Origin of the sequence: Streptomyces sp. A1277 (genome assembly GCF_004795015.1) — a bacterium.
In the GTDB taxonomy this organism is placed as follows: domain Bacteria; phylum Actinomycetota; class Actinomycetes; order Streptomycetales; family Streptomycetaceae; genus Streptomyces.
Map to the genome: position 1 here is coordinate 1 of NZ_SSBI01000068.1, position 26,943 is coordinate 26,943.

The window sequence follows — 26,943 nt, forward strand, 5'->3', positions numbered from 1 at the left end:
GGATCGGCTCCCTGCTGTCCAAGGAGGAGCCCGACCGGGGCAAGTACGCCGAACTGGAGGTCAAGTCCCTCACCGGCATCGGCGCCCACTGAGAGCCCGAGTCCATCCGGCGTCGGCCCCGCCGCACGAGGCCGCGTCGTAGAGTCCTACGACGCGGCCCCGCCGCACCTCGTGCCAAACGCTCCCCCCGTGCCGTCACCGGTCTCGCGTAGGCTCGAAAGAGTCAGCTACCGCGACCGGGAAGTCACCGGGGGAGGGGGCCACCATGCTCATCGACACCTACGACCGGGTCGCCACCGATCTGCGCGTCTCACTCACCGACCGGTGCAACCTGCGCTGCACCTACTGCATGCCCGAAGAGGGCCTGCAGTGGCTCGCCAAGCCCGACCTGCTCAGCGACGACGAGATCGTCCGGCTCGTGGGCATCGCCGTCACCCGGCTCGGCATCACGGACGTCCGCTTCACCGGCGGCGAGCCGCTGCTGCGCCCCGGACTCGTCTCCATCGTCCAGCGCTGCGCCGCCCTCGACCCCCGCCCCAAGATGTCCCTCACCACCAACGGCATCGGGCTGAAGCGGACCGCCGCCGCGCTCAAGGACGCCGGTCTCGACCGGGTCAACGTCTCCCTCGACACGCTGCGCCCCGACGTCTTCAAGACCCTCACCCGCCGCGACCGGCACCACGACGTGCTGGCGGGCCTGGAAGCCGCCCGCGAGGCCGGGCTCACCCCCGTCAAGGTCAACACCGTCCTGATGCCGGGACTCAACGACGACGAGGCCCCCGACCTGCTCGCCTGGGCCGTGGAACACGGCTACGAACTCCGCTTCATCGAGCAGATGCCGCTCGACGCCCAGCACGGCTGGAAGCGCGAGGGCATGATCACCGCGGGCGACATCCTCCGCTCGCTGCGCACCCGCTTCGACCTCGCCCCGGAGGGCGACACCGACCGCGGTTCCGCCCCCGCCGAGCGCTGGACCGTCGACGGCGGGCCGCACCGGGTCGGCGTCATCGCCTCCGTCACCCGCCCGTTCTGCCGGGCCTGCGACCGCACCCGGCTCACCGCCGACGGACAGGTGCGCACCTGCCTGTTCGCCCGCGAGGAGACCGACCTGCGCACAGCGCTGCGCTCGGACGCCCCGGACGAGGAGATCGCCCGGCTCTGGAAGGTCGCCATGTGGGGCAAGAAGGCCGGATCCGGCCTTGACGACCCGAGCTTCCTCCAGCCCGACCGCCCGATGTCCGCCATCGGCGGCTGAGCCCGCCCGGTCACGCGGACGGGGGCCGCGACTCCCACTCCGCCAGCGTCACCACGTCCTTGAGGAAACCCCGCACCCCGAGGAACGAGGACAGGTGCTCCCGGTGCTCCTCGCAGGCCAGCCAGGTCTTACGGCGCTCCGGCGTGTGAAGCTTCGGGTTGTTCCAGGCCAGCACCCACACGGCGTCGGCCCGGCAGCCCTTGGCCGAACAGACGGGGGCGGCTGCCTCGGGGGATGCGGAGGCTTCAAAGGATCCGGGGGAGTTCACACACTCAACCCTAGAGGGTGCCCGACGCGCCCCCGGCCGGGGACATGGCGACGCCGGGCAGCCACGGGGGGAGCTGCCCGGCGTCGGTCCGTCGCTCCGACGGGGGATGCGGAGCGCGTTCAAAGTATGTCACGCACACCCCGTCGCAGTGCACTGAAACTTCATGATTGATCTGAGCTTTTCTTGAGCTTGGGCCCGTCGTGGCCTCAGTCGTGCTCCTGCGCATCCGGAGACCGGAAAGCGCGTCCGGACTGCGGTGCGGCGCCCGCCGCGCCCGCCGCCGGAGCGGCGTCCAGCGCCGGGTGGGCCGGAGCCGGGAGAACGAAGGTCGAAGGCAGCGCGGGGGAGTTCTCGCGACCCGCGTTGGCGATGACGACGGCTACGTACGGCAGCAGCAGCCCCAGCCCGAGCGCCACGAACGCGATGTGCCGCTCCACGTTCCACAGGAGCGTCGCGGCCACCACCGACACCGTCCGCACGGACATCGAGATCACATACCGCCGCTGCCTGCCGCGCACGTCCTCCGCGAGCCCCTGCCGGGCCCCCGTGATCCGGAAGACCTCCCCGCCACTCTGCTTGCGCACCACGCCCCACCAACCTTCCCCGGACCCGGACACCGGCCGGTCCCACGCTACGCCCGGCTCCCGGCGCGTACGAGACCGGGGCACGCCGTATCCGTACATTCCGCCTCCCGCCCCCGATACCCGTACGGACCCGCCCGACATGCGGCCCGCCCGCCCGGAGCCGAGACTGGGCGGGACATGCGCGACACCGCGTCGCTCAAGGAGGCAGCATGGGCTGGTTGTGGGCAATCATCGTGGGCCTGGTGCTCGGTCTGATCGCGAAGGCGATCCTCCCGGGCAAGCAGCGGATCCCGCTCTGGTTGACGGTCATCTTCGGCATGATCGGCAGTGTCCTCGGAAACGCGGTCGCCACCTGGCTCGGCGTCAACGACACCAAGGGCATCGACTGGACACGCCATGTGCTCCAGCTCATCGGCGCCATCGTGGTGGTCGGGGTCGGCGACATGTTGTGGGCCTCGCTCCGGGGCAACAAACAGCGGACCTGAGCCACCGGTAACCGCACGACGGCGGCCGGGCACGCGTGATGCGTGCCCGGCCGCCGTCGATGCCGGTACGGGGTAGGTACGGCTCAGCCGACCGTGACCTCGATCGCCGCGAGGTTCTTCTTGCCCCGGCGCAGCACCAGCCAGCGCCCGTGCAGCAGCTCCTCACGGGCCGGCGCCGCCTCGCCGTCGAGGACCTTCGCGTTGTTCACGTACGCGCCGCCCTCCTTGACCGTGCGCCGCGCACCCGACTTGCTCGGCGCGAGACCGACCTCCACCAGCAGGTCCACCAGCGGGCCCAGCTCGGTGACCTCGGCGTGCGGCACCTCGGACAGGGCGGCGCTCAGCGTCGCCTCGTCCAGCTCCCCCAGCTCCCCCTGGCCGAACAGGGCCTTCGACGCGGCGACGACCGCGGCGCACTGGTCCGCCCCGTGCACCAGCGTCGTCAGCTCCTCGGCCAGCGCGCGCTGCGCCGTCCGCGCCTGCGGGCGCTCCTCGGTGAGCTGCTCCAGCTCCTCCAGCTCGGCCGGGGTCCGGAAGCTGAGGATGCGCATGTAGCGCGAGATGTCCCGGTCGTCCACGTTCAGCCAGAACTGGTAGAACGCGTACGGCGTCGTCATCTCCGCGTCGAGCCAGACGGCCCCGCCCTCCGACTTGCCGAACTTGGTGCCGTCCGCCTTCGTCATCAGCGGGGTCGCGAGCGCGTGCACCTCGGCGCCCGGCTCCAGGCGGTGGATCAGGTCGAGACCGGCGGTGAGGTTGCCCCACTGGTCGCTGCCGCCCTGCTGAAGGGTGCAGCCGTAGCGGCGGTACAGCTCCAGGAAGTCCATGCTCTGGAGCAGCTGGTAGCTGAACTCGGTGTAGCTGATGCCCTCGTCGGACTCCAGCCGCCGGGCGATGGAGTCCTTGGTCAGCATCTTGTTGACCCGGAAGTGCTTGCCGATGTCCCGCAGGAACTCGATCGCGGACATGCCCGCGGTCCAGTCCAGGTTGTTCACCATGACCGCGGCGTTCTCGCCCTCGAAGGACAGGAACGGCTCGATCTGCGAGCGCAGCCGGGTCACCCACCGCGCGACCGTCTCCGGGTCGTTCAGCGTGCGCTCGGCGGTCGGCCGGGGGTCACCGATCTGACCGGTGGCCCCGCCCACCAGGGCGAGCGGCCGCAGACCGGCCTGCTGGAGCCGGCGCATGGTGAGCACCTGCACCAGGTGGCCGACGTGCAGACTCGCCGCGGTGGGGTCGTAGCCGCAATAGAACGTGACCGGACCGTCCGCGAGAGCCTTGCGCAATGCGTCCTCGTCGGTGGACTGGGCGAACAGCCCGCGCCACTTCAGCTCGTCGACGATGTCCGTCACGGTCCGTGTCTCCTCAGCTATGTGTCGGGAAAAGCAACAGTCAGTCTAGGCGGGTCACACCCCCCGGCTGACCGAGCTCATGTTGAAGTCCGGGACGCGCAGCGCGGGCATGGCGGCCCGGGTGAACCAGTCGCCCCACTCGCGCGGCAGCGTCTTCTCGGTGCGCCCCGCCTCGGTGGCCCGGGACAGCAGGTCGACCGGAGACTCGTTGAAGCGGAAGTTGTTCACCTCGCCGGTCACCTCGCCGTTCTCGACGAGGTAGACCCCGTCCCGGGTCAGCCCGGTCAGCAGCAGCGTCGCCGGGTCCACCTCCCGGATGTACCACAGGCAGGTCAGCAGCAGCGCCGGGCCGGTCGTCGCGGCCACCATCTCCTCCAGCGACCGCTCGCCGCCGCCCTCCAGGATCAGGTTGTCGATCGCCGGGGCGAGCGGCAGCCCGGTCAGGCCCGCGGTGTGCCGGGTCGTCGTCAGCCGCTCCAGCCGGCCGTCCCCGACCCAGTCGGTGCGGGTCAGCGGCAGCCCGTTGTCGAAGACCGAGCCGCCGTCCCCGGAGGAGTGGGCGATGACGAAGGGCGCCGACTCCAGGCCGGGGGCGTGCGGGTCGCTGTGCAGGGTCAGCGGCAGCGGGGACAGCGTCTCGCCGAGCCGGGTGCCGCCGCCCGGCCTGGAGAACACCGTCCGGCCCTCGGCGGCGTCCCGGGCCGTGGAGGACCAGAGCTGGTAGATCAGCAGGTCGGCGACGGCGGTCGGCGGCAGCAGCGTCTCGTACCGCCCGGCGGGCAGCTCGACACGGCGCTCCGCCCAGCCGAGCCGCTGCGCGAGCTCCGCGTCCAGCTCGGCCGGGTCGACGTCCTTGAAGTCCCGCGTGGAGCGGCCCGCCCAGGCCGAACGGGAGCGGTCGGGCGACTTGGCGTTCAGCTCCAGCGTGCCGTTCGGCTGGTCGTGGCGCAGCCGCAGCCCGGTGGAGGTGCCGAGGTAGGTGGAGGTCATCTCGTGGTGGGCGAAGCCGTACAGCTCGCGTCCGCCGGAGCGGGCCCGGGCGAAGGCGTCGCCGAGGGCGGGGGCGAACGCGGCGAACACGTCCGAGTCCGTTTCGGCCGGCGCGTCCGTGAAGTCGGGCGACGCGGGCACCCCGGTGACCAGCGGCTGGGCGTCCTCGGCCGGTCCGGCACCGCGCGCGGCGGCCTCGGCGGCCCGGACCAGCGGCTCCAGGTCGGCGGCGGTCACGGCGGACCGGGACACCACACCGGAGGCGGTGCCCTCGGCGCCGTCGACCGTGGCGATGACGGTCAGGGTGCGGCCCCGGGTCACCCCGTTCGTCGTGAGCGCGTTGCCGGCCCAGCGCAGATTGGCCGACGACTCCTCGTCCGCGATGACCACACAGCCGTCGGCGGTGGACAGTTCGAGCGCGCGCTCGACGATCTCGTACGGCTTGCTGACGCGGCTCATCGCCCGGCCTCCTGCGGCGTGTTGAGACTGTGCTGCCCCGGGGGACGACCCCCGGACCCCCGGCCGGTTTGGTGGTTGCGGTTCATCGCCCGGCCTCCTGCGTCGTGTTGAGGATGTTCACGCCTCGGAAGAGGGCGGAGGGGCAGCCGTGCGAGACGGCCGCGGTCTGGCCCGGCTGGGCCTTGCCGCAGTTGAAGGCGCCGCCCAGGACGTACGTCTGCGGGCCGCCGACCTTCTCCATCGAGCCCCAGAAGTCCGTCGTCGTCGCCTGGTAGGCGACATCGCGCAGCTGCCCGGCCAGCCTGCCGTTCTCGATCCGGAAGAACCGCTGCCCGGTGAACTGGAAGTTGTAGCGCTGCATGTCGATGGACCACGACCGGTCCCCGACCACGTAGATCCCGCGCTCCACCCCGCCGATCAGGTCCTCCGTGGAGAGCCCGCCCGGGTCCGGCTGGAGCGACACGTTGGCCATGCGCTGCACGGGGACGTGGCCGGGGGAGTCCGCGTACGCGCATCCGTTGGACCGGCCCAGACCCGTCAGCTTCGCGATCCGGCGGTCCAGCTGGTAGCCCACCAGCGTCCCGTCCTTGACCAGGTCCCAGGACTGCGCCTCGACGCCCTCGTCGTCGTAGCCGATCGTCGCGAGCCCGTGCTCGGCGGTGCGGTCGCCCGTCACGTTCATCACGGGGGAGCCGTACGCCAGCTTCCCCAGCTGGTCGAACGTGGCGAACGAGGTCCCGGCGTAGGCCGCCTCGTACCCCAGTGCCCGGTCCAGCTCGGTGGCGTGGCCGATCGACTCGTGGATGGTCAGCCACAGATTGGACGGGTCGACGACCAGGTCGTACGTCCCGGCCTCGACGCTCGGCGCCCGCATCTTCTCGGCGAGCAGCCCGGGGATGCGCTCCAGCTCCGCGTTCCAGTCCCAGCCGGTCCCGGTCAGGTACTCCCAGCCGCGCCCCACCGGCGGCGCGATCGTGCGCATCGAGTCGAACTCACCGGTCGCCGCGTCCACCGCCACCGCGCTGAACTGCGGATGCAGCCGGACGCGCTGCTGCGTGGTGACCGTGCCCGCGGTGTCCGCGTAGAACTTGTTCTCGTGGACGGTCATCAGCGAGGCGTCCACATGCGCCACGCCCTCGGCCGCCAGCAGCCGCGCGCTCCACTCGGCGAGCAGCCCCGCCTTCTCCTCGGCGGGTACGTCGAAGGGGTCGACCTCGTACGCCGAGACCCAGGTGCGCTCCCCGTGCACCGGCTCGTCCGCCAGCTCCACCCTCTCGTCGGAGCCCGCCGCCGCGATCACCTTCGCCGACAGCTTCGCCATGGCCACGGCCTGCGAGGCCACCCGCGCCGCGGCGTCCATCGTCAGGTCGACACCGGAGGCGAACCCCCAGGCCCCGCCGTGCACGACGCGGACCGCGTAGCCGAGGTCGGTGGTGTCGGAGCCTCCGGCGGGCCGGGCGTCCCGGAGGCGCCAGGTGGCACTGCGCACCCGCTCGAAGCGGAAGTCGGCGTGCGCCGCCCCGAGAGCCCGCGCGCGGGCCAGCGCCGCGTCGGCGAGGGCCCGTAGCGGGAGCGCCAGGAACGACTGATCTACCTCATGGGGCACGGGCGGCACACTCCTTCGCGGTCACAGACCCACGGATCGTTTACGTGGCAGTGAAGCACGGCCCGTGCCGTGCCGCGGCCGAATTCCCCTGGGCGGGCCGGGCGCGGGACTGTAGGAACCCGACAGTGCCCGGCCAAAGGCGCTGTCAGGGGCCGATTCCCCGGGGCGCGGACGGTACCGATAGGTTTCCGAGGTACCAGACCGCTATCGAAAGGGTGATCCGTTGAGCCGCTCGGTTCTCGTCACCGGAGGAAACCGGGGCATCGGCCTCGCCATCGCCCGCGCTTTCGTCGACCACGGCGACAAGGTCGCGATCACCTACCGTTCCGGCGAGCCGCCCGCGGCGCTCACCGAGGCCGGTGTTCTCGCGGTCCGTTGCGACATCACCGACGCGGAGCAGGTGGAGCAGGGCTACAAGGAGATCGAGGAGAAGCACGGCAACGTGGAGGTGCTGGTCGCCAACGCCGGTATCACCAAGGACCAGTTGCTGATGCGGATGTCCGAGGACGACTTCACGTCCGTACTCGACACCAACCTCACCGGCACCTTCCGGGTCGTCAAGCGCGCCAACCGCGGCATGCTGCGCGCCAAGAAGGGCCGCGTGGTCCTCATCTCCTCGGTCGTCGGCCTCCTCGGCTCGGCGGGCCAGGCCAACTACGCCGCTTCGAAGGCCGGTCTGGTCGGCTTCGCCAGGTCGCTGGCGCGCGAGCTCGGTTCGCGGAACATCACCTGCAACGTCGTCGCGCCCGGCTTCGTCGACACCGACATGACGCAGGTGCTCACCGAGGAGCAGCGCAAGGGCATCGTGGCCCAGGTGCCGCTGGCGCGTTACGCGCGGCCCGAGGAGATCGCCGCAGCGGTGCGGTTCCTCGCCTCCGACGACGCGTCGTACATCACTGGAGCCGTCATCCCCGTTGACGGCGGATTGGGCATGGGTCACTGATCACCATGAGCGGAATTCTCGACGGCAAGCGCATCCTCATCACCGGGGTGCTGATGGAGTCGTCCATCGCGTTCCACGCCGCCAAGGTGGCCCAGGAGCAGGGCGCGGAGGTCATCCTGACCGCCTTCCCGCGGCCCACGCTGACCGAGCGCATCGCCAAGAAGCTGCCCAAGCCGGCCAAGGTCATCGAGCTGGACGTGACCAACACCGAGCACCTGGACCGCCTCGCCGGCCTGGTGCGCGACGAGCTGGGCTCGCTGGACGGCGTCGTGCACTCCATCGGCTTCGCGCCGCAGGACGCGCTCGGCGGCAACTTCCTGAACACCCCGTTCGAGTCGGTCTCCACGGCGATGCACGTCTCGGCGTTCTCGCTGAAGTCGCTCGCGATGGCGTGCAAGCCGCTGATGAGCGAGGGCGGCTCGATCGTCGGCCTCACCTTCGACGCGCAGTTCGCCTGGCCGCAGTACGACTGGATGGGCCCGGCCAAGGCCGCGCTGGAGGCGACCTCCCGCTACCTCGCCCGTGACCTGGGCCCGGACGGCATCCGCTGCAACCTGATCTCGGCCGGACCGCTCGGCTCCATGGCCGCCAAGTCCATTCCGGGCTTCGACGGGCTCGCCGACGTGTGGAACACCCGCGCGCCGCTGGCCTGGGACATGAAGGACCCGGAGCCGGCCGGCCGCGGCATCGTCGCGCTGCTCTCGGACTTCTTCCCGAGGACGACCGGCGAGATCATCCACGTCGACAGCGGCGTGCACATGATGGGCGCCTGACCGCTCCGCCGTACGCACCGGCCGCGCGCCGCCTCCCCGGAGGCGGTGCGCGGCCGTTTTCCGTGCCCCGCACGGCCTGGTGGCGCTCAGGTCGAAAAGATGGCCGATCCACCGCAGAATGTGGAGGAAGCGGACTTCCGGTCAGGCGTGGGGATCGGGCGAGGGGAGGAGATCGCTGTGCGTCGCACACATCACCGAACCCGCTCCCTGCTGGCGTCCGGCGCGGCCGTCGCCGCGCTGCTCGTCCCGGCCGGTCTGTACGCGGCCGGGCACGTCGGCGCCGCCGGCGGCGCCGCACCCCCCGCGCCGCGCCCCGAACCCTCCGGCGCCGAGTGCCGTACGGCCGTCCACGGCTCCCGGGTCATCGCCTACTGCCACAACCCGTACCCCTCCGCCGACCGGGTCCAGCTGCACACCGAGTGCGCCCGCTGGTGGGACGTCGACGCGGACTCCGAGCCGGTCGAGGTCGGACCGGGGCGGACGGTACGCCTGGACGACCGCTGCTGGAAGGAGGTCGGCTCGGCATGGGTCACCCACAGCGCGGCGACCAAGGCCTAGACCCGGTCCGCCAGGCAGGTCAGCGCGTGGCTCGCGGCCTCCGTCGCCGCGGTCTCCGCGTCGCCCGCGCGGATCGCCTCGACCAGCCGGCTGTGGTCCATGTGGTTCTCCGGCCGCAGCTCCTGGCCGACGTCGCCCCGCAGGTAGTCCCGCAGCAGATCCCCCAGGTCCGCGTAGAGCTCCGTCAGCACGTCGTTGTGGGAGGCGGCGACGACGGCCAGGTGCAGCGTCGCGTCGGCGGCCACGAATGCCTCGGCGTCCCCCGCGGCCCAGGTCTCCTCCCGACGCCGCATGAGCGCGTCCAGCTGCTTCAGGTCGCGCTCGGTGCGCCGGACGGCGGCCAGCCGCGCCGCGGACGACTCCAGCGTCGAGCGCAGCTCCGCGATGTGGCGCGGGTCGGCCGAGGCGAACCTGCGGTGCATCACCCCGGCCAGCTCGCTGGTGGCCACCACGTACGTGCCGGAGCCCTGCCGGATGTCGAGCAGCCCGTTGTGCGCGAGCGCGCGGACCGCCTCGCGGACGGTGTTGCGCGCCACTCCCAGCTGCCCGACCAGCTCGGGCTCGGTGGGGATGCGTGAGCCCACCGGCCACTCACCCGTGGTGATCTGGTTCCTCAGCTGGGCAATCACCTGGTCGGCGAGTGCCGAACGCCGCGGGGACGTCAGCGCCATGGTGCTCCTCGGTCGCAACTTCTCAGGGACCCGGATCCTCTCAGGGAATCAGCGGGACGGGCGGAATGGACAAGTAATCATCCCATGATTCTATGATGGGCCCATGCGTGACGACGAAACCCCTCCCCAGACCGTGACCGGGACCCTGCGCCCCGCCGCCCCGGCGGCCCCCCGCACCGGTGCCCCGGCCGCGCGGACCGGCCCCTCGCCGTGGACCCTGCGCCTGGTCGTCATCGGACTCGTCCTCACCGCGCTCAACCTGCGCCCCGCCATCACCAGCCTCGGCGCCCTCCTCGAAGAGGTACGGGACGGGCTGCACATGAGCGGCAGCGTCGCCGGTGTCCTCACCTCCGTACCGCCGCTGTGCTTCGCGGTCTTCGGCGTCATGGCGCCCCGGCTCGCCCGCCGCTTCGGACCCGGTGCGGTGGTCTGCGCGGGCATGGTCGCCATCACCGCCGGCCTGGTGATCCGGCCCCTGATCGGCGGCACGGCCGGCTTCCTCGCCGCCAGCGCCCTGGCCCTCATGGGCATCGCCGTCAGCAACGTCCTCATGCCGGTGATCGTCAAGCGCTGGTTCCCCGACCGGGTCGGCTCCATGACCGGGCTCTACTCCATGGCCCTGGCCCTCGGCACCTCGCTCGCCGCCGCCGTGACCGTCCCCCTGACCGACGCCATGGGCGGCAGCTGGAAGGCCGGCCTCGGCATCTGGGCGGTGCTGGCCGCCGCCGCGATCCTGCCCTGGCTCCCGCACGTACGGGACCGGGCCGGCGACCGGGGGCAGCCCGCAGCCGACCAGGGCGCGCCCGCGGCCGAGGGCCCGCAGGCCACCGCCCTGCGGATCACCCGCAGCCGCACCGCCTGGGCCCTCGCCTGCTTCTTCGGCCTCCAGGCCACCGCCGCCTACATCACCATGGGCTGGATGCCCCAGATCTTCCGCGACGCCGGGGTCTCCGCGGGCACGGCGGGCGTCCTGCTCGCGGTCACCATGGCCATGGGCGTCCCGCTCGCCTTCGTGATCCCGCGCGTCGCCGCCCGGATGAAGAACCAGGGCCCGATCGTCGTCGTGCTCGGCGCCTGCGGGCTCACCGGCTACGCGGGCCTCTACCTCGCCCCGTCCGGCGGCGCCTGGGCCTGGGCGCTGCTCCTGGGCATCTCGAACTGCGCCTTCCCGCTCGCCCTCACCATGATCGGCATGCGGGCCCGCAGCGGCCCCGGCGTGGTCCGGCTGTCCGCGTTCGCCCAGTCCACCGGCTACCTGATCTCGATCCCGGGCCCGCTCCTGGTCGGTGTCCTCTACCAGCACAGCGGCGGCTGGGGGCTGCCCATCGCGCTGATGGCCGCCCTGATGGTGCCGCAGATGGCCGCGGGCATCCTGGCCGGCCGGGACCGGACGATCGAGGACGAATCCTGAGATGCGAGACTGGGGCCATGTCACCTGTGCTCGATCCGAATCCCCAGAACGGTCAGAAGAAGCTGCTCCTCGTCTTCGGAGCGATGCTGCTGATCACGGTCGTCGTCGGAATCATCGCCTCCATCGCCTCCCCGTGACGCCCGCCCGGCGGCGGGGGTGGTGCTAGCCCCACCGTCCCCTAGGGGGCCAGGGTCAGGGTGAAGTGGGTGGGTCGCCGGATGGGAGCGGCGCCCGCGCGTCCGTAGGTTCTGAGTACCAGAACCGACCACCCACGGAGGCGGACATGCCGGCCCGTACGCACACCCGGACCACCCACCCGGACTCCGGCGGCGTGGACGTCCGGCTGCCGTGGTGGGCCATCGCGCTGCCCGCCGTCGCCTTCGCCGCGCTCCTGCTCCTGATCGCCGGACCGGGCCAGGCGCACGCCGCCACCGGCGACTCGGCGACCGGCCAGTTGCTCCGGCGAATCGTGGAGCTGCTGGTCCGCTGACGCCCGGCGCACGGGGGCGGGAAGACGCCGGGGGCAAGGCTCCAACGCCCTGCGCCGGCTGGCACATTTCATGCGAAGCTGAGGTGTATGAACGTCGATACATCTCGCAGGATCGTCCTTCTCAGACACGCCAAAGCGGAATGGTCGCAGGAGTCCGACCACGAGCGGCCCCTCGCCGAGCGCGGCCGCACGGACGCCCCCGTGGCGGGCCGCAAACTCGCCGATTCGGGGATCGTCTTCGATCTGGCCCTCTGCTCGACCGCCGCCAGAACGCGTGAGACGTGGAAGCTGGCCGTGCACGAGATGCCGCGGCGTCCGAAGACCGTGTACGAGGAGCGGATCTACGAGGCATCGCTCGGCGAACTGATCGCTCTGATCAACGAGACCCCGGACGACGTGGCCAACCTGCTGGTCATCGGCCACAACCCCGGCATGCACGCGCTCGCCGACGCACTCTCCGGCAGCGGCGAGGGCGACACGCTCGCCCGCCTGACCCGCGGCGGCTTCCCGACCGCCGCATTCGCCGTCGTGGAGTTCTCCGGCCCCTGGAAGAGCGTGGAGCAGGGCGTCGGCCGGCTCACCGACTACTGGACCCCCAACGACTGACCCGCCAGGCGTACGCACAGGGCCCCGGCCGCACACCGCGAGGTGCGCGCCGGGGCCCTGTCCGTGCCCCGACGGGGGACCGGGGCCTACTCGACCAGGCCGTCGGCCGCCTCGACCTCCTCGCGGGTGACGCCGAGCAGATAGAGCACGGTGTCCAGGAACGGCACGTTCACCGCCGTGTGCGCGGCCTCGCGGACCACCGGCTTGGCGTTGAAGGCGACCCCGAGCCCCGCCGTGTTCAGCATGTCCAGGTCATTGGCCCCGTCACCGATCGCCACCGTCTGCGCCAGCGGCACCCCCGCCTCGGAGGCGAAGCGCCGCAGCAGCCGGGCCTTGCCCGCCCGGTCCACGATGTCCCCGGTCACCCGGCCCGTGAGCTTCCCGTCCACGACCTCCAGCGTGTTGGCAGAGGCGAAGTCGAGCCCCAGGCGCTCCTTCAGATCGTCGGTCACCTGCGTGAACCCGCCCGAGACCACGCCCACTTGGTAGCCGAGCCGCTTCAGCGTACGGATCAGCGTCCGGGCGCCCGGCGTCAGCCGCACCTCTGAGCGGACCTTGTCCACCACCGACACGTCGAGCCCCGCCAGCAGCGCCACCCGGGCGTGCAGCGACTGCTCGAAGTCCAGCTCGCCCCGCATCGCCCGCTCGGTCACCTCGGCGACCTCGGCCTCGCACCCGGCGTGGGCCGCGAAGAGCTCGATGACCTCGTCCTGGATCAGCGTCGAGTCGACGTCCATCACCACCAGCCGCTGCGCCCGGCGGCTCAGCCCGGCCGAGACGACCGCCACGTCCACGCCGATGCCCGCGGCCTCCGGCGCCAGCGCGGAGCGCAGCTCCTCGGTCCCCGTACCGGACACCGCGAACTCGACCGCCGTGACCGGATACTTCGCCAGCCGGAAGATGCGGTCGATGTTCCCGCCGGTCGAGGTGATCCGGGCCGCTATGGCGGCGGTCGACTCCGCGGTCAGCGGGTGCCCGAGCACCGTGACGTGGGAACGGCCGTAACCGCGCGGCCGGTTGTCGCCCGTACCGGAGATGATCTCCGCCTGGAGCTTCAGCGAGTCGGCCCAGCTGTGCACGGTGGCCCGCAGGTCGCCCTCGGTGGTCCCGCCCGCGGTGGGGGCGGTGACCAGCGCGCACAGGACGATACGGCCACGCGTGACGACCTGCTCGATGTCCACGACATCGACCGAGTACGCGGCGAGGGTGTCGAAGAGGCCCGCGGTGATCCCGGGGCGGTCCTTCCCGAAGATCTTCACGAGGAGGGTCGGAACGTCCGGACCCTGCGGTGACACGGGAGGCTCAGGAGACAGGGAGGACTCAGGGGGCTGCGATGCGCTCATGGTGCCTCCCACCGTATCGGTCCGCGCGCCGCCCCCGGCAGCCCGTCCCGAGTGCCGGACAGCACGCCCCGCCCGCACCGGTCCGTCCCTCCGGCCGCGCTGTGCAGGTCTCGGTGAGGTCACCCTGCGGCGCCCGGCTTTCGAATCGGGGACGGGTCCTGGAATAGTTCCCCACGATGTTCAGCATCCCTAGACTCCCTGCAACGGGGGTAACACGGGGGACAACTAGTGGGGCGCGGAGTGCCGGAACTCGTACTGGAATTGAATGGCAGGACCTGGACGCTCGATCCGTCCAGGTCGTACACCCTGGGACGTGATCCGCAGGGCGACATGACGATCGACGACGCCAGGGTGTCGTGGCGGCACGCCACGATCAGCTGGAACGGGCGCAGTTGGTTCATAGAGGACCACGGCAGCACCAACGGCACGTACGTGCACGGTCAGCGGATCCAGCAGATGGAGCTCGCGGCCGGCTCCGCCGTGAACCTGGGCAACGCCACCGACGGGCCCCGGCTCAGCCTCAGCGGCGCGGGCGTGTACAGCGGGCAGGCCGCCGCGGCCGCCGCCGCGCCCGCCCAGCCGCAGCAGGCCCCGCCGCCCCAGGCCCGGCAGGGCGGCCCCGGCTGGCAGCAGCCGGCCCAGCCGCAGCAGGCGTGGCAGCAGCCCCAGCCCCAGCAGCCCAAGCCCCAGCAGCCCCACATGCCACAGCAGCAGGGCATGGCGGCGGGCCCGCCCGGTCCCGGCACCGGCGGCCCGGCCGGGACGCCTCCGGTGTACGGGGACCGCAGCCCGACCACGTTCCACCAGCTGGCCCTCGGCCGGGTGATGCGGATCGGCCGTGCCCTGGAGAACGAGCTGGTCGTCTCCGACCTCCAGGTCTCCCGGCACCACGCCGAGTTCCACGCGACCCCGGACGGCCGCTTCGAGATCCGTGACCTCGGATCGCACAACGGCACGTACGTCAACGGTCAGCCGCTCTCCAAGTCCGGCTCGGCGCTCATCGGCCCGAACGACATCGTCGGCGTCGGTCACTCGACGTTCCGGCTCGTCGGCGACCGGCTGGAAGAGTTCGTCGACACCGGTGAGGTCTCGTTCGCGGCCCGCCACCTCACGGTGACGGTCGACGGCGGCAAGCAGATCCTCAAGGACGTCTCCTTCGGCGTCCCGGAGAAGTCGCTGATCGGGGTCATCGGCCCGTCCGGCTCCGGAAAGTCCACCCTGCTCAAGGCGCTCACCGGCTACCGGCCCGCCAACCAGGGCGACGTCCTCTACGACAACCGGAACCTCTACAAGCAGTTCGCCGAGCTGCGCCAGCGCATCGGCCTGGTCCCGCAGGACGACATCCTGCACAAGGAACTGACCGTCACCCGCGCCCTGAAGTACGCGGCCAAGCTCCGCTTCCCCGCGGACACCACCGAGGCCGAGCGCCAGGCCCGGATCCACGAGGTGCTCGCCGAGCTCAAGCTCGACGTCCACAAGGACAAGAAGGTCACCTCGCTCTCCGGCGGCCAGCGCAAGCGCGTCTCCGTGGCGCTGGAGCTGCTCACCAAGCCGTCGCTGATCTTCCTGGACGAGCCGACCTCCGGCCTCGACCCGGGCATGGACCGCGACGTCATGCAGCTGCTGCGCGGCCTGGCCGACGACGGCCGCACCGTCCTGGTCGTCACGCACTCGGTGGCCGAGCTGGCCATCTGCGACAAGCTCCTGGTGATGGCGCCGGGCGGCGCCGTGGCGTACTTCGGCCCGCCGGACGAGGCACTGAACTTCTTCGGCTACACCAGCTGGGCCGACGTCTTCTCGGCGTTCGAGAACTACCGCGACTACGACTGGTCGGGCCGCTGGCGCGGTTCGCAGCACTACCAGATGTACGCCGCCGACATCGACGCCGTCGCCGTGCAGTCCGTGCACATGCCGCCGCCGCAGCAGATGCGCCCGCCGAAGCCGCAGGGCTGGGGGACGCAGCTGTGGACGCTGATGCGCCGCTACGTCTCGGTGATCGCCTCCGACAAGGGCTTCATGGGCCTCATGGTGATCCTGCCGGCGGTGCTCGGCGTCGTCAGCGTGGTCATCCCGTCGGACTACGGCCTCGCCCCGCCCAGGCCGCCGCACAAGTTCAACAGCGACGCCGGAACGATCATGCTGATCCTGGTGATCGGCATGACCTTCTCGGCCGCGGCCAACTCCGTACGCGAACTGATCAAGGAACGCGTCATCTACGAACGGGAACGGGCCACCGGCCTGTCCCGCTCCGCCTACCTGATGTCCAAGGTCATCGTCCTCGGCGTGATCACCGCGATCCAGGGCGTCATCATCTGCGGCATCGGCTTCGCCACCCGCGACCTGCCGGCCGAGGGCCTGATCATGCCGCCGGCCGTCGAGATCTGCCTGACGATCATCGCGCTCGGCTTCACCTCGATGATGTTCGGCCTGGTCATCTCCTCACTGGTGAAGACCTCCGAGAAGACCATGCCGCTGCTGGTCATGTTCGCGATCGTCCAGGTCGTCTTCACCGGCATCCTCTTCCAGGTGTACGGATCGCCCGGCCTGGAGCAGTTCGCCTGGCTGATGCCGTCCCGCTGGGCCATCGCGGGCGCCGGTACGACGCTCGACCTCGCCCACCTCATGCCGCCGTGGGACCAGAACAACCCCACGGACCTGGACCCGCTGTGGGAGCACTCGGCGGGACAGTGGGGGATCAACATCTCGGTGCTGCTCCTCCTCGGCGTCATCTGCGGCTTCGCCGTCGCGCGGCTGCTGCGCCGCCACGAGCCCGAGGTCATGCGCAAGTAGACCGGGCCGTACGCACGCCGAAGGGCGGCACCCCACGCGGGGTGCCGCCCTTCGGCATGGTGCAGCCGGCGTACGGATCGCTGCGGATCAGTACGCGCTGTTGACGTTGTCGATCGAGCCGTACTTGTCGGCGGCGTAGTTGGCCGACGCGGTGATGTTGGCGACCGGGTCGTACTGGGTGTGCGGGGTGCCGGTGACGTGGTAGTAGTCGAACGTCGGCTTGATGATCTGGAGCAGACCGATCGACGGCACGCCGTTGATCGCGTTGATGTCCCAGTCGTTGATGGCGTTCGGGTTGCCGCTGGACTCGCGCATGATGTTGCGGTGCAGGCCCTCGTAGGTGCCCGGGATGCCCTTCGCCTTCATGATGGACAGGGATTCCTTGATCCAGCCGTCCAGGTTGTTGGCGAAGAGGTGCGTACGGGCGGACGAGCGGCCGGCGGCCTGGTGGCCGCGCGAGGCGGCGGCCTTGCGGGCCTTGGCCTTGGCGTGCGCCTTGGCCTTCGCCTTCTTCAGCTTGGCCTTCTTGGCCTTCGCCTCGGCCTTCTCCTTCACCGCGGCGGCCTTCTTGGCCTTGGCGGCGTCGGCGGCCTTGACCAGCTTCTCGGCGGTCGAGTGCTGCTCGATGACACTGTCCTGGATCGCCTTGACCTGCTTGGAGCCGGCGGAGTCGAAGATCACCGGAGCAGCGGAGAGTGCCTGGGGCTCGGTCTCGGCCTCGGCGTTACCGGGCACCAGGGACAAGGAGAGTGCAGCGGCGGCGACGGCGGAGACGCCGGCGGCGGAGAGCTTCTGGGTCTTGTTCAGGCGGCGGAGACGGCCGGTGATGCGGGACGCGGACATACAGGCTTACCTCTTCGAATTCGCGGGGGTCCTCACGGAGGACGAAGACGGGAGCGACTACGCATCTCCGTCGGGGACGAGAGCAATTCTTAGCGGCCGCAAAATGCTGTGGCAAAGGTGTGACGTACGAAGCCGGGTAGTGGATTACCAGGCCGTTCGCTCAACGGCATCCCAGGTCATCACCACCCAAATCGCCCTTTTTGCTCCACTAGGCGGCTTCGTAAGTGACGTGGGCCCTATGTGCGGCCTCACATCGGGCGGGTAACGAAATCACCATGTGTTGCGCCAGCAATGCGGAATGTGATGTTCCGAATGGGTTCGGGGGAGGGCGGTGCACACCCCGCGTCCGGGCCGCTGGTCCTAGTCCTCCCGCCCCGGCCAGGGACGCCCGCAGACCGATACGGGGGGCCAGACCCGCCGGTACGGTGAGGCCATGAGCCATCGCCCACCGTCGGGCCTCGCAGCCGTGAGCGCCGCGCTGCTCGCCATGAGCCGCCACCTGGAGGTACGGGACGTCCTGAAGACGATCGTCGCCTCGGCCCGCGAACTCCTGGACGCCGAATACGCCGCCCTCGGGGTCCCCGACGACCACGGCGGCTTCGCCCAGTTCGTCGTCGACGGCGTCAGCGACGAGCAGTGGAAGGCCATCGGCCCGCTGCCCCGGCAGCACGGCATCCTCGCCGCGATGCTCCACGGCGCGAAGCCCGAGCGGCTGGCCGACGTCCGCAAGGACCCGCGCTTCGAGGGCTGGCCCAGCGCCCACCCCGACATGTCCGACTTCCTCGGCCTGCCCATCCGGGACGGCGAGGAGACCATCGGCGCGCTCTTCCTCGCCAACAAGAGGTGCCCCAAGCCCGAAGGCAGCTGCGGCTTCACCGCCGAGGACGAGGAACTGCTGTCGATCCTCGCCCAGCACGCCGCGATCGCCCTCACCAACGCCCGGCTCTACGAGCGCAGCCGCGAGCTCACCATCGCCGAGGAGCGCTCACGCCTCGCCCACGAGCTGCACGACGCGGTCAGCCAGAAGCTCTTCTCCCTGCGCCTCACCGCCCAGGCCGCCGCCACCCTGGTCGACCGGGACCCCGCCCGCGCCAAGGGCGAGCTCCAGCAGGTCGCCGCCCTGGCCGCCGAGGCCGTGGACGAACTGCGCGCCGCCGTCGTCGAGCTGCGCCCGGCCGCCCTGGACGAGGACGGCCTCGTCGCCACCCTCCGCACCCAGATCCAGGTCCTGGACCGGGCCCACACCGCCCGGGTCACCTTCACCGGCGCCGGCGTACGCGCCCTGCCCGCCGCCCAGGAGGAGGCGCTGCTGCGGGTCTCCCAGGAGGCCCTGCACAACGCCCTGCGCCACTCCGGCGCCGCACACGTCGACGTCACCCTCGCCCGCCGCGACGGCTCCACCGTGCTGCGGATCACCGACGACGGCCGGGGCTTCGAACCCGCGGCCACCCGCCAGGCCGGGCGGCACCTGGGCCTGGTATCCATACGGGACCGGGCGAGCGGCGTAGGAGGCCGGCTCACCGTCGACTCCGAGCCCGGCAAGGGCACCACGATCGAGATGGAGATACCCGGTGGCTGACACGATCATCAGGGTGCTGCTGGTGGACGACCACCAGGTGGTCCGCCGCGGACTGCGGACGTTCCTGGAGGTCCAGGACGACATCGAGGTCGTCGGCGAGGCGTCCGACGGCGCCGAGGGCGTGGCCAGGACCGAGGAGCTGCGGCCCGACGTGGTGCTGATGGACGTCAAGATGCCCGGCACCGACGGCATCGAGGCGCTGCGCCGGCTCCGCGAACTGGAGAACCCGGCCAAGGTGCTGATCGTCACCAGCTTCACCGAACAGCGCACGGTCGTCCCCGCCCTGCGCGCCGGCGCCTCCGGCTACGTGTACAAGGACGTCGACCCCGACGCGCTGGCCGGCGCCATCCGCTCGGTGCACGCCGGGCACGTCCTGCTCCAGCCCGAGGTGGCCGGGGCGCTGCTGGCCCAGGACGAGCCGGGCTCCGGCACCGGCCGGGGGAGCACCCTCACCGAACGCGAGCGCGAGGTCCTGGGCCTGATCGCCGACGGCCGGTCCAACCGGGAGATCGCCCGGGCCCTGGTCCTGTCCGAGAAGACCGTCAAGACCCACGTCTCGAACATCCTCATGAAACTGGACCTCTCCGACCGCACCCAGGCCGCCCTGTGGGCCGTCCGCCACGGAGCCGCGGGCTGACGGCGAGTGCCCAGCCCCTAGCGGGCCCGCTCCTCCACATACGCGTTGTACGCCGCCACCTGCGCCCGCCGGGCCACCCGCTCCACCGGCCGCAACGCCTCGCCCCGCGCCGCCATCTCCGACGCGCTCACCGCACCGCCGTGCCCGTTCTCGTACGCCGCCGAGACCAGCAGCCCGACCCGCTGCGCCAGCTCCAGCACCCGTACCGCCCGCGGCGGATAGCCCGGGGCCAGCACCTCGCGCCCGCGCTCCGCCCGCGCCCGGTACGCGTCCACCGCCGCCTCGGCCACCGGCCCCGACCCGGCCACGTCCAGCCGGGACAGCGCGGCCGTCGCATCCCGAAGCGCCTCCGCCAGCTCCCGTTCCGCCTCGCCCAGCGACGGCACATCGGCCGGCGGCGCCTCCCGCACCGCCAGGCAGTGCCACACCACCTCCACGTGCACATCCCCGGCCGGCCCCGCCTCGCGCACCTCGGGCACCAGCCCGTACGGCGCACCGTGGGTGACCACGGCCTCCTCCGCCTCCAGCGCCCGGGCGTTGAAATCGGCCGGACCGCTCAGCCCCAGCGGATGCCCGGGCACCGGCAGCGCGACCCGGAACCCGCTCACCCCCAGCGACCGCAGCCGCCCCAGCGCGAACGTGAGACCGACCGGACCCGCCTCACCGGGCAGCCCCTCGACGCGGTGCACCGCGTCCTGTCCGACGATGGCGAGCGCCGCGTCGTCCGGCGACACGAGCCCCGCGAGCAACGCGTTGCCCCAAGCGGCCAGCAGCCCTGAGCGTGGTTCCGAAAGCATGCCGACAGCTTAGAAGCTCCCGCCGCACCCCCGTCTGCCGCGCGACGACGGGCCCAGCGCCCTCCGCACTCCCGCGGTGGCGTAGGTTTTCCCTGGGAGCTGTGCCCACAGGCACGCGACGATCTCGACACTGCATGGGGAGACAACGCGCTCATGAGCGATGTACTGGAGCTGGTGGACGTATCCGTGGTCCGCGACGGACGCGCTCTGGTGGACGACGTCTCCTGGTCGGTCAAGGAGGGGGAGCGCTGGGTCATCCTCGGCCCCAACGGCGCCGGCAAGACCACCCTGCTGAACATCGCGTCCAGCTATCTCTTCCCGACCAAGGGCAGCGTCACCGTCCTCGGTGAGCGGCTCGGCGGCGTCGGCACCGACGTCTTCGACCTGCGCCCCCGCATCGGCATCGCGGGCGTCGCCCTCGCCGAGAAGCTTCCCCGGCGCCAGACGGTCCTGCAGACGGTGCTCACCGCCGCCTACGGCATGACCGCCACCTGGAACGAGAACTACGACAAGGTCGACGAGGACCGGGCCCGCGCCTTCCTAGACCGGCTCGGCATGACCGAGTACCTCGACCGCAAGTTCGGCACCCTCTCCGAGGGCGAGCGCAAGCGCACCCTGATCGCCCGCGCCATGATGACCGACCCCGAGCTGCTCCTCCTGGACGAGCCCGCCGCCGGTCTCGACCTCGGCGGCCGCGAGGACCTCGTCCGGCGCCTCGGCCGGCTGGCCCGCGACCCGTACGCCCCCTCCATGATCATGGTGACCCACCACGTCGAGGAGATCGCCCCCGGCTTCACCCACGTCCTGATGATCCGGCAGGGCAAGGTGCTCGCCGCGGGCCCCACGGAGACCGAGCTCTCCTCCCGCAACCTCTCCCTCTGCTTCGGCCTGCCCCTCGTCGTGGAGCACCAGGGCGACCGCTACACCGCGCGCGGACTGCCGCTCGCCTGAGCCGCGTTACGGCGGCCCGGCCGCCGCGACGCCGCCGTACCCGACCGGTTGCGCCCTGTCGGTGGAGGCGCCCGCGGTCCTACGATGACCACGTGGACATCGACGCGTGGGTGTGGTGGCTGATCGGTGCGGCAGGACTGGGCATTCCGCTCGTCCTCACCGCGATGCCCGAGTTCGGCATGTTCGCCGTGGGGGCGGTCGCCGCCGCGGTCGTCGCGGCCCTCGGCGGCGGAATCGTCGCCCAGGTGCTGGTCTTCGTCATCGTCTCGGTGGCGCTGACGGCCGTCGTGCGCGTGATCGCCGGCCGGCAACGCGGGGACCGCGCGCCCCAACACGCCACCGGAATCGACGCCCTGAAGGGCCGTCAGGCCGTCGTCCTGGAACGCGTGGACGGCGGGGGCGGCCGCATCAAGCTGGCCGGGGAGATCTGGTCGGCCCGCGCGCTCGACGCCGGTCTCAGCTTCGAACCGGGCCAACAGGTCGATGTCGTCGACATCGACGGCGCGACGGCCGTCGTCATGTGACCGAACGGCCCCCACACCGAGGCGTGTTCTGTCAGACTCGATGACGATCATCAACCGAAGGGCACGGAAACGATGCAACCGATCATCATCGTCCTGATCATTCTGGTGGTGCTCGTCTTCATCGCTCTGATCAAGACGATCCAGGTCATCCCCCAGGCCAGCGCCGCCATCGTGGAGCGCTTCGGCCGGTACACCCGCACCCTGAACGCGGGCCTGAACATCGTCGTCCCGTTCATCGACTCGATCCGCAACCGGATCGACCTGCGCGAGCAGGTCGTGCCCTTCCCGCCGCAGCCCGTGATCACCCAGGACAACCTGGTCGTCAACATCGACACCGTCATCTACTACCAGGTGACCGACGCCCGGGCCGCGACCTACGAGGTCGCCAGCTACATCCAGGCCATCGAACAGCTCACCGTCACCACGCTGCGCAACATCATCGGCGGCATGGACCTGGAGCGGACCCTCACCTCCCGCGAGGAGATCAACGCGGCCCTGCGCGGAGTCCTCGACGAGGCCACCGGCAAATGGGGCATCCGCGTCAACCGCGTCGAGCTCAAGGCGATCGAGCCGCCCACCTCCATCCAGGACTCGATGGAGAAGCAGATGCGCGCCGACCGCGACAAGCGCGCCGCCATCCTCCAGGCCGAGGGCACCCGCCAGTCCGCGATCCTCACCGCCGAGGGCGAGAAGCAGTCGGCGATCCTGCGCGCCGAGGGTGAGGCCAAGGCCGCCGCCCTGCGCGCCGAGGGCGAGGCCCAGGCCATCCGTACGGTCTTCGAGTCCATCCACGCCGGCGACCCGGACCAGAAGCTCCTGTCGTACCAGTACCTCCAGATGCTGCCGAAGATCGCCGAGGGCGACGCCAACAAGCTCTGGATCGTACCCAGCGAGATCGGCGACGCCCTCAAGGGCCTGAGCGGCGCCTTCGGTAACCTCGGCTCCGGCGTACCCGGCTTCAACACCGGCAAGGAGCGCCGCGAGGAACCCCCGGTCGACTGACGTGCACACCCCCCGTGCATGATTCGGTGCACCAAGCACCGATCATGCACGGGGGATTGCCATGTCCATCTGGGAGATGCTCGCCGTCTTCGCCGCGGGGATCAGCGCCGGCACGATCAACACGATCGTCGGTTCGGGGACGCTGATCACCTTCCCCGTGCTGCTCGCCACCGGCCTGCCCCCGGTCACCGCCACCGTCTCCAACGCACTCGGCCTGATCCCCGGCTCCATCAGCGGCGCGATCGGCTACCGCAAGGAACTCGAGGGCCAGCGCCCCCGCGTCCTCAAACTCACCGTGGGCGCCCTCGTCGGCGGCCTCACCGGCGCCACCCTGCTGCTGGCCCTGCCCTCCACGGCCTTCGAGACCATCGTCCCGGTCCTGGTCGCCCTGGCCCTCGTCCTGGTCATCCTGCAACCGCGCATCAGCAAAGCGGTCCAGTCCCGGCGCGCCCGCACCGGCACCCCGGCCCGCCCCGACGGCGGGCCCCTGCTCTTCATCGGCCTGACGCTCGCCAGCGTCTACGGCGGCTACTTCACCGCCGCTCAGGGGATCATCTACCTCTCCCTGATGGGCATGCTGGTGGACGACACCATGCAGCGCCTCAACGCCGTGAAGAACGTCCTCGCCGCGGTCGTCAACAGCATCGCCGCGCTCTTCTTCCTCTTCGTCGCCGACTTCGACTGGACGGCCGTCGTGCTGATCGCGGTGGGCTCCGCGCTCGGCGGCCAGATCGGCGCCAAGGTCGGCCGCCGGCTCAGCCCCGCCTTCCTGCGCGCCCTCATCGTCACGGTCGGCACGGCGGCCATCGTCCAGCTGATCCTCCGCTGACGGACCGAGGCCCGCCTCCTCATGGAGACGGGCCCCGGTTACGTCGTCGGGCGTACGGCGGCTACGCCGCGGACTGCGCCAGCCACTCCGGCAGCGCCGACCGGTCACCGGCCCCCAGTGCCAGCAGCATCGCGTCCGCCGGGGAGGGCACGAACGGCTGCCGCAGCAGCGGCATCCCCGCCTGCTCCGGCGTACGGGCCGCTTTGCGGTGGTTGTCCTCGGCGCACGAGGCCACGGTGTTGAGCCAGGTGTCCTGCCCGCCCTGGGCCCGCGGCACGACGTGGTCGACGGTGCTCGCACGCTTCCCGCAGTACGCGCACCGGTGCTGGTCCCTGACCAGCACGCCCCTCCTGGACCACGGGGCCTGTCTTCGGAACGGCACCCGTACGTACCGGCAGAGTCTGATCACCCGGGGCACCGGTATGTCCACGGCGGCCCCGCGCATCCGCAGACCGGGGTGCGACTGCTCGACGACGGCCTTGTCCTGCAGGATCAGCACCACCGCACGATTCAGCGTCACCGTCGACAGCGGCTCGAAGCTCGCGTTCAGAACCAGCGTGTCCCGCATCCCGCCCACCTCCCGTGTGCCGGCCGCCCCCTGGCAGGCCCGGATCAACTCTGGCCGGGCGGGCCGTGATGGACAACGCATTAAAAACGCCCTGCCCTGATCTCTCCAGGACCAGGGCAGGGCAAACGGCTGAGGAGGATTTCGTCTCAGTCGGTTTCGGCGGGTTCCGCGTATTCGGCGATCAACTGGGCGCGGCCCAGGGTGTGGAACCGCAGGTTGAAACCGACCGCCGCGGGCGGGGTGTCACTGTCGGGACCGAGCTTCTCGGTGTCCACCGCGTACACGGTGAACACATAGCGGTGGCTCTCCCCGGCCGGCGGGGCGGCGCCGCCGAAGTCCTTCGTCCCGTAGTCGTTGCGGGCGTGGACGGCGCCGGCGGGCAGCCCCTCGAACTTCCCGCTGCCCGCACCCGCCGGGAGCTGCGTGACCGACGCCGGGATGTCGAAGACCACCCAGTGCCAGAACCCACTGCCCGTAGGGGCGTCCGGGTCGAAGCACGTCACGGCGAAGCTCTTCGTCTCCGCGGGGAACCCCTCCCACCGCAGCTGCGGCGAAGTGTTCCCGGCCGCGTACACCTGTGCGTCCGCGAGCACGGCCCCCGGGGCGATGTCCTCGCTCACCACCGTGAACGAGGGGACCTCGGGATGGAAGTCGTGCGGCAGCGGCGCCCTCTTCGGCTCGGTCACGTCAGCACCTCTCTGTCGGTTCTGTCGGCTCTCTCTGCTTGCCCGGGAGATCTCTCCCTCCGACCGACCCTAGAGCCAGTTGCGCTGACCGCCGACCTGGGCCAGCCACTGGTTCAGATATGCCGCCCAGTCGGTCTCGTGGAAGTTGTGCAGCCCCACCTTGAAGGCGCGGTACGAGTCGCTGCCCTCGCTGAAGAGACCCGCCTTCTTGTCCATCTCCAGGACGACGTCCATCTCGCGGTCGTCGGCGACGAACGACAGCTCCACCTGGTTGAGCCCCCGGTACTGGGACGGCGGGTAGAACTCGATCTCCTGGTAGAACGGCAGCCGCTGACGCGTGCCGCGGATGTGGCCGCGCTCCATGTCCGCGCTGCGGAAGCCGAAGCCCAGCCGGCCGAAGGCGTCGAGGATGGCCTCCTGGGCCGGCAGCGGGTGCACGTTGACGGGGTCGAGGTCGCCGGAGTCCAGCGCCCGCGCGATCTCCAGCTCGGTGGTCACCCCGATGTTCATCCCGTGCAGGTGCTGGCCCGCGAACATGGTGATCGGCGTCTCCCACGGGATCTCCAGACCGAACGGCACGACGTGCACCGCCCCGGCCCGCACCCCGAAGGCGCCACCGAGCCGCAGCTTGGTGAACTCGATGTCCTGCTTGTACTCCTGGTCCTGGCCCTCGACCTCGACCCGGGCCTGCAGACCCACGGAGAGCCCCTCGATCTGCTGGTCCACGGACCCGCCCTGGATGCGCACCTCTCCCTGCACCACGCCGCCCGGGACGACGTTGAGCTCGGCGAGCTCCGTCTCCACCGAAGCGCCACCGGCACCCATGCTCGCGAGCAGCCGCTTGAAGCCCATGTTCTCTCCTCCTAGGTCCTGACCCCTACATACGCGCGACGTTCGTGGTCGGTTCCCGCTAACCTCGAACCCCATGATCGACAGCCCGGACCGTACGCCGCTGACGCGGGACTTCTTCGACCGCCCCGTCCTGGAGGTGGCGCCCGACCTCCTCGGCAGGACTCTCGTCCGCAGCACCCCGGACGGCCCGATCGCCCTGCGCCTCACGGAGGTGGAGGCGTACGCCGGCGAGATCGACCCCGGCTCGCACGCTTTCCGCGGCCGCACCCGGCGCAACACCGCGATGTACGGACCGCCCGGCCACGCGTACGTCTACTTCACGTATGGGATGTGGCACTGCATGAACCTGGTGTGCGGCCCCGAGGGCAGGGCGAGCGGGGTGCTGCTCCGGGCCGGCGAGATCATCGAGGGCGCCGACCTCACGCGTAAACGTCGAGTTTCGGCCCGCAATGACAGAGAACTGGCCAAAGGGCCGGCCCGCCTGGCGACGGCCCTGGACATCGGCAGGGCGCTGGACGGCACCGATGCGATCGCCCACGAGGGGGCCGAGCTGTCCGTGCTCCACGGCACCCCGCCACCCCGTGACCAGGTACGCAACGGTCCGCGTACCGGCGTGGGCGGCGACGGGGCGGTGCACCCCTGGCGGTACTGGATCGACGGCGACCCGACGGTGAGCCCGTACCGCGCCCACGTGCCGCGCCGGAGGTCAACTTGACTCGCCCATGCGGGGCACCTAATGTTGACCGAGTCGCTTGACACGGGCACAGCAGTTGGTTCGGTCCATCGGATCGCATGCCGCGCCTACCCGGAGCGGCCACACCACTACTTACGACTCACCCCAGAGGGTGCGGATTTCGGCATGCCGGAATTCGGTCCCACTGACTCGATTATGAGTAACCGGGAGAATCCGCTAAAGTAGTGGACACGCCGAAAGGGAAACGCGAAAGCGAAGAACTGGAAAGCGAAAAGCACGGCCCGCTTCGACCGGGAATCGGACACGAAAGAGTCTGATAGAGTCGGAAACGCAAGACCGAAGGGAAGCGCCCGGAGGAAAGCCCGCAGGGGTGAGTACAAAGGAAGCGTCCGTTCCT

The 26,943-nt window shown here is 71.0% G+C and carries 29 protein-coding genes; 17 read left to right on the forward strand and 12 right to left on the reverse strand.

Going from position 1 to position 26,943, the window contains the following annotated elements; genetic code table 11:
- The first annotated feature begins 265 nt into the window (after window positions 1-265).
- Entirely contained in the window at window positions 266-1,255 is a 990-nt protein-coding gene (gene moaA, locus E6R18_RS31675; protein WP_136320318.1) for a GTP 3',8-cyclase MoaA, read from the forward strand.
- 10 nt (window positions 1,256-1,265) lie between these two features.
- Here moaA and E6R18_RS31680 read toward each other — a convergent pair whose 3' ends face one another.
- Entirely contained in the window at window positions 1,266-1,523 is a 258-nt protein-coding gene (locus tag E6R18_RS31680; RefSeq protein ID WP_136320319.1) for a hypothetical protein, read from the reverse strand.
- A 206-nt stretch (window positions 1,524-1,729) separates the two neighbouring features.
- Complete coding sequence (locus E6R18_RS31685) at window positions 1,730-2,110, reverse strand: DUF3099 domain-containing protein (RefSeq protein ID WP_136320320.1); 381 nt, start codon at window positions 2,108-2,110, stop codon at window positions 1,730-1,732.
- Window positions 2,111-2,316: 206 nt separating this feature from the next.
- On the opposite strand from E6R18_RS31685, the gene E6R18_RS31690 reads away from it, so the two are divergent.
- Window positions 2,317-2,592 carry a GlsB/YeaQ/YmgE family stress response membrane protein gene (locus E6R18_RS31690; protein WP_136320321.1) on the forward strand — a complete coding sequence of 92 codons (276 nt, stop codon included), beginning with the start codon at window positions 2,317-2,319 and terminating at the stop codon, window positions 2,590-2,592.
- 83 nt (window positions 2,593-2,675) lie between these two features.
- On the opposite strand, the gene tyrS is transcribed toward E6R18_RS31690, so the two are convergent.
- The 3 genes from tyrS to E6R18_RS31705 all read right to left on the reverse strand — a co-directional run bounded on the left by tyrS (window position 2,676) and on the right by E6R18_RS31705 (window position 6,999).
- Window positions 2,676-3,944, reverse strand: a complete 1,269-nt coding sequence (gene tyrS / locus E6R18_RS31695) for a tyrosine--tRNA ligase (protein WP_136320322.1) — start codon at window positions 3,942-3,944, stop codon at window positions 2,676-2,678.
- Between the two features lie 54 nt (window positions 3,945-3,998).
- Window positions 3,999-5,393: a metallopeptidase TldD-related protein gene (locus E6R18_RS31700; protein WP_136320323.1), complete on the reverse strand. Its 1,395-nt coding sequence runs from the start codon at window positions 5,391-5,393 to the stop codon at window positions 3,999-4,001.
- A gap of 82 nt (window positions 5,394-5,475) precedes the next feature.
- On the reverse strand, window positions 5,476-6,999 hold the full coding sequence (locus E6R18_RS31705; protein WP_136320324.1) for a TldD/PmbA family protein: 1,524 nt from the start codon (window positions 6,997-6,999) through the stop codon (window positions 5,476-5,478).
- A 223-nt stretch (window positions 7,000-7,222) separates the two neighbouring features.
- Between E6R18_RS31705 and fabG the strand changes: the two genes are divergently transcribed.
- From fabG to E6R18_RS31720, 3 genes are all read left to right on the forward strand, one after another.
- Window positions 7,223-7,942, forward strand: coding sequence for a 3-oxoacyl-[acyl-carrier-protein] reductase (fabG, locus tag E6R18_RS31710; protein WP_136320325.1), 720 nt, complete (start codon window positions 7,223-7,225; stop codon window positions 7,940-7,942).
- Between the two features lie 5 nt (window positions 7,943-7,947).
- Complete coding sequence (gene fabI, locus E6R18_RS31715; protein WP_136320326.1) at window positions 7,948-8,715, forward strand: enoyl-ACP reductase FabI; 768 nt, start codon at window positions 7,948-7,950, stop codon at window positions 8,713-8,715.
- A 177-nt stretch (window positions 8,716-8,892) separates the two neighbouring features.
- Complete coding sequence (locus tag E6R18_RS31720) at window positions 8,893-9,273, forward strand: hypothetical protein (protein ID WP_136320327.1); 381 nt, start codon at window positions 8,893-8,895, stop codon at window positions 9,271-9,273.
- On the opposite strand, the gene E6R18_RS31725 is transcribed toward E6R18_RS31720, so the two are convergent.
- Entirely contained in the window at window positions 9,270-9,944 is a 675-nt protein-coding gene (locus E6R18_RS31725; RefSeq protein ID WP_136320328.1) for a FadR/GntR family transcriptional regulator, read from the reverse strand. The two genes, E6R18_RS31720 and E6R18_RS31725, sit on opposite strands and share 4 nt — an antisense overlap.
- A gap of 103 nt (window positions 9,945-10,047) precedes the next feature.
- Between E6R18_RS31725 and E6R18_RS31730 the strand changes: the two genes are divergently transcribed.
- The 4 genes from E6R18_RS31730 to E6R18_RS31740 all read left to right on the forward strand — a co-directional run bounded on the left by E6R18_RS31730 (window position 10,048) and on the right by E6R18_RS31740 (window position 12,451).
- Window positions 10,048-11,355, forward strand: a complete 1,308-nt coding sequence (locus E6R18_RS31730) for an MFS transporter (protein ID WP_136320329.1) — start codon at window positions 10,048-10,050, stop codon at window positions 11,353-11,355.
- Window positions 11,356-11,381: 26 nt separating this feature from the next.
- Complete coding sequence (locus E6R18_RS35335; RefSeq protein ID WP_276607279.1) at window positions 11,382-11,492, forward strand: SGM_5486 family transporter-associated protein; 111 nt, start codon at window positions 11,382-11,384, stop codon at window positions 11,490-11,492.
- 146 nt (window positions 11,493-11,638) lie between these two features.
- Window positions 11,639-11,845, forward strand: a complete 207-nt coding sequence (locus E6R18_RS31735; protein WP_136320330.1) for a hypothetical protein — start codon at window positions 11,639-11,641, stop codon at window positions 11,843-11,845.
- Between the two features lie 87 nt (window positions 11,846-11,932).
- Window positions 11,933-12,451 (forward strand): histidine phosphatase family protein, encoded by a 519-nt coding sequence (locus tag E6R18_RS31740; protein WP_136320331.1) that lies wholly within the window; start codon window positions 11,933-11,935, stop codon window positions 12,449-12,451.
- 86 nt (window positions 12,452-12,537) lie between these two features.
- Here the strand turns inward: E6R18_RS31740 and serB are convergent, their stop codons facing one another.
- Entirely contained in the window at window positions 12,538-13,794 is a 1,257-nt protein-coding gene (serB, locus tag E6R18_RS31745; protein WP_136320332.1) for a phosphoserine phosphatase SerB, read from the reverse strand.
- Window positions 13,795-14,022: 228 nt separating this feature from the next.
- Here serB and E6R18_RS31750 point away from each other — a divergent pair, with 228 nt between their 5' ends.
- Window positions 14,023-16,584: an FHA domain-containing protein gene (locus E6R18_RS31750; RefSeq protein ID WP_136320333.1), complete on the forward strand. Its 2,562-nt coding sequence runs from the start codon at window positions 14,023-14,025 to the stop codon at window positions 16,582-16,584.
- A gap of 87 nt (window positions 16,585-16,671) precedes the next feature.
- Here the strand turns inward: E6R18_RS31750 and E6R18_RS31755 are convergent, their stop codons facing one another.
- Window positions 16,672-17,427, reverse strand: a complete 756-nt coding sequence (locus E6R18_RS31755) for a transglycosylase SLT domain-containing protein (protein ID WP_136320334.1) — start codon at window positions 17,425-17,427, stop codon at window positions 16,672-16,674.
- A gap of 433 nt (window positions 17,428-17,860) precedes the next feature.
- On the opposite strand from E6R18_RS31755, the gene E6R18_RS31760 reads away from it, so the two are divergent.
- Window positions 17,861-19,006: a GAF domain-containing sensor histidine kinase gene (locus tag E6R18_RS31760; RefSeq protein WP_136320335.1), complete on the forward strand. Its 1,146-nt coding sequence runs from the start codon at window positions 17,861-17,863 to the stop codon at window positions 19,004-19,006.
- A complete protein-coding gene (locus E6R18_RS31765; protein WP_136320336.1) occupies window positions 18,999-19,643 on the forward strand; it encodes a response regulator transcription factor in 645 nt (214 codons plus the stop codon). The genes E6R18_RS31760 and E6R18_RS31765 overlap by 8 nt, the downstream gene beginning before the upstream one ends.
- Window positions 19,644-19,660: 17 nt before the next feature.
- Here E6R18_RS31765 and E6R18_RS31770 read toward each other — a convergent pair whose 3' ends face one another.
- The gene (locus E6R18_RS31770) at window positions 19,661-20,440 is read right to left on the reverse strand and encodes a hypothetical protein (protein ID WP_136320337.1); all 780 of its coding nucleotides are present in this window, start codon (window positions 20,438-20,440) and stop codon (window positions 19,661-19,663) included.
- Between the two features lie 153 nt (window positions 20,441-20,593).
- Here E6R18_RS31770 and E6R18_RS31775 point away from each other — a divergent pair, with 153 nt between their 5' ends.
- From E6R18_RS31775 to E6R18_RS31790, 4 genes are all read left to right on the forward strand, one after another.
- Window positions 20,594-21,391 (forward strand): ABC transporter ATP-binding protein, encoded by a 798-nt coding sequence (locus E6R18_RS31775; protein ID WP_136320338.1) that lies wholly within the window; start codon window positions 20,594-20,596, stop codon window positions 21,389-21,391.
- A 92-nt stretch (window positions 21,392-21,483) separates the two neighbouring features.
- Entirely contained in the window at window positions 21,484-21,915 is a 432-nt protein-coding gene (locus E6R18_RS31780) for an NfeD family protein (RefSeq protein WP_136320339.1), read from the forward strand.
- Window positions 21,916-21,987: 72 nt separating this feature from the next.
- Window positions 21,988-22,917, forward strand: a complete 930-nt coding sequence (locus E6R18_RS31785) for an SPFH domain-containing protein (protein WP_018553382.1) — start codon at window positions 21,988-21,990, stop codon at window positions 22,915-22,917.
- A 61-nt stretch (window positions 22,918-22,978) separates the two neighbouring features.
- Entirely contained in the window at window positions 22,979-23,746 is a 768-nt protein-coding gene (locus E6R18_RS31790; protein WP_136320340.1) for a sulfite exporter TauE/SafE family protein, read from the forward strand.
- A gap of 61 nt (window positions 23,747-23,807) precedes the next feature.
- Here E6R18_RS31790 and E6R18_RS31795 read toward each other — a convergent pair whose 3' ends face one another.
- From E6R18_RS31795 to E6R18_RS31805, 3 genes are all read right to left on the reverse strand, one after another.
- Window positions 23,808-24,314 (reverse strand): HNH endonuclease, encoded by a 507-nt coding sequence (locus E6R18_RS31795; RefSeq protein ID WP_018553384.1) that lies wholly within the window; start codon window positions 24,312-24,314, stop codon window positions 23,808-23,810.
- Between the two features lie 146 nt (window positions 24,315-24,460).
- Window positions 24,461-25,000, reverse strand: a complete 540-nt coding sequence (locus tag E6R18_RS31800) for a YbhB/YbcL family Raf kinase inhibitor-like protein (RefSeq protein WP_136320341.1) — start codon at window positions 24,998-25,000, stop codon at window positions 24,461-24,463.
- Window positions 25,001-25,069: 69 nt separating this feature from the next.
- A complete protein-coding gene (locus E6R18_RS31805; protein ID WP_136320342.1) occupies window positions 25,070-25,852 on the reverse strand; it encodes a sporulation protein in 783 nt (260 codons plus the stop codon).
- A 73-nt stretch (window positions 25,853-25,925) separates the two neighbouring features.
- Here E6R18_RS31805 and E6R18_RS31810 point away from each other — a divergent pair, with 73 nt between their 5' ends.
- Window positions 25,926-26,567, forward strand: coding sequence for a DNA-3-methyladenine glycosylase (locus tag E6R18_RS31810; protein WP_136320343.1), 642 nt, complete (start codon window positions 25,926-25,928; stop codon window positions 26,565-26,567).
- The last annotated feature ends 376 nt before the right edge of the window (window positions 26,568-26,943 follow it).